The organism is Chamaesiphon sp. OTE_8_metabat_110, from assembly GCF_031382685.1.
Lineage (GTDB): Bacteria > Cyanobacteriota > Cyanobacteriia > Cyanobacteriales > Chamaesiphonaceae > Chamaesiphon.
In genome coordinates this window covers 1-1,934 of record NZ_JANMZA010000674.1, presented here as the reverse complement: position 1 = coordinate 1,934, position 1,934 = coordinate 1, and the positions used below count along the sequence as shown (strand labels likewise).

General features: G+C 46.9%; 2 protein-coding genes. Both read right to left on the bottom strand.

The window, feature by feature from the left end; translation table 11 throughout:
• Window positions 1-567 (bottom strand): phage integrase SAM-like domain-containing protein (locus tag RMO52_RS24300; protein ID WP_310419527.1); only part of this gene is annotated, 567 nt, incomplete at its 3' end.
• Between the two features lie 281 nt (window positions 568-848).
• Entirely contained in the window at window positions 849-1,808 is a 960-nt protein-coding gene (locus RMO52_RS24295; RefSeq protein ID WP_310419530.1) for a tyrosine-type recombinase/integrase, read from the bottom strand.
• Between the last annotated feature and the right edge of the window lie 126 nt (window positions 1,809-1,934).

Sequence of the window (1,934 nt, the reverse complement as noted above, 5' to 3'; positions counted from 1 at the left end):
GACCCCCGTGGGAGAGCGAACGATATCGCCCACATTAGCTCGATAAACTTCCATCGATCTTACCCCCTCCAATGTCATCAACCCCAACAAGAAGCGGTCGCGGAGGACTTTTATTGGTGTGGATTTAGTCAGTGGAGCTTGAAGTAAGGTTTGGGCTTCCGCCGCCGTGAGATAGGTAATCGAGTCAGCCGGATCGCCGCGTCGTTTGGGTGCTTTTACGCCCCAGACGGGGTTTTGAGAGAGCAGTCCATATTCCATCGCTGCATCGTACATCCGACTGATGGTAACTAATTTAAGGGCAATGGTAGCGGGTTTATATTTTTGTTGGACGAGATGATGACGGTAGATTTTAATCGCATCCCGCGTCACAGTTAGGGGTTGGAGTTGATTGGCTTCACACCAGAGCAAGTACTGTTTCGCTTCGCACCAGTAAGTGCGGATGGTTTCGGCACTAGCACCACCGGAAGCCACATCGAATTGGAGGAAGTTGGTAAATACCCTAATTAATTCATTGGCATCGAGGATGAAAGTGGCGGTGGTAGTGATTGAAGTAGTTGGTCGATCCATAGCTGCACGCCGTGAAATTTGGGAATAGTTTGGCGATCGATCATCCGAGTAATTTAGAAGATTTCATACTCGACATCTTTCGCTGAAAAATCTTCACTGTTTCGGGGCTTCTTTAAATATACCGCTAAGGTGTATTAGCGGTATATGTTTTTTCTGTAATTTATACCAGACATTGCTTAGAGCCGATTCTAAAATTTTGATGTTTTCGCTCGAAAAGCCAACAGATCCACCCCGATTTGAGGAGGTGGAAAAGTAAGATAATCTTCAGTACTGGGATAAATTTAAACTAGATCTGCCAAAGTATTAGTAGCAATCGCCTGATATTTATGACGGTTATCGTCGTAGCGAGTGAGAGTATTGAGATTGGTGTGACGACTCAAACCTTGAGCGGCTCGTATATTACCATCGCTGGCATCAAGATAGGCGGTGATGGCACTATGCCGAATCCGATGGGGAGAGACTATCTTATCGATCCCCGCTGCTTCGCTAAACTCTCGCACCAAGCGATAAATAGTACTACCGTCCAGCCGATGTCCCTTACTGCGGCGATCGAGGCTGGTGAATAGAGGATCGGACGATCGATAGTTGTCTTTGACAGTCAACCATTGTGAGATCGCAGTTGTAGTTGCTGGCGATAGGTCGATCTGGCTTTTTTGGATCTTCCCCTTCCCCAAAATCGATAACCGCCCAGATTTGTCGAAATCACCCACATCCAAGCTACAGATTTCATTGCGACGCAGGGCATTGTCCCAAAGCAATCTAAGGATTGCATAATCTCTGATGCCTTTGATGGTGGTGCGGTCTGGGATTTGCAGCATCTCTTTAAACCCAGCTACAGCAATCCCTGTGGTATCACCATAACTTTCCACTTTCAAGCAACTCACATCGGCGAGATTGAAGCTACACTGCTCTGCTTGACGGGCGTAATCGACGAAGGATTTTAGGGCCGAAAGCCGGATGTTAATTGTGCTGGGGGCTAATTTAGCCTCAATCAGCAGTTGTCGGTACTGGAGGACTTGATAGACGGCTTCTGGCTGATGTAAGGAAAGGAATTGAGTGAGAAGGTCGTTGGATACTTCGCTGTCATAGTTACGACGACAAAAATCAGCAATCGCCTTGCTGTAGTTTCGCCTGGTATTGGCAGAAATTTTTAGTCGGAGGAAGTCAGCAAGAAGGTCTGAAGAACGAGTGACTTCAGGTGATTTGGGTACTGGAATGGGTTTGGATACGAGAATTCGCAGGGAACTCATAGGCAAGGCAGAGAGCGACTTTACTTGCTACTCAAACACCTATTCTAGCCCAAAATAAGGACACGACAATGAATTTTGTCATCGCTACTATTGAATCCGGATCGTCGCTCCTGTCCG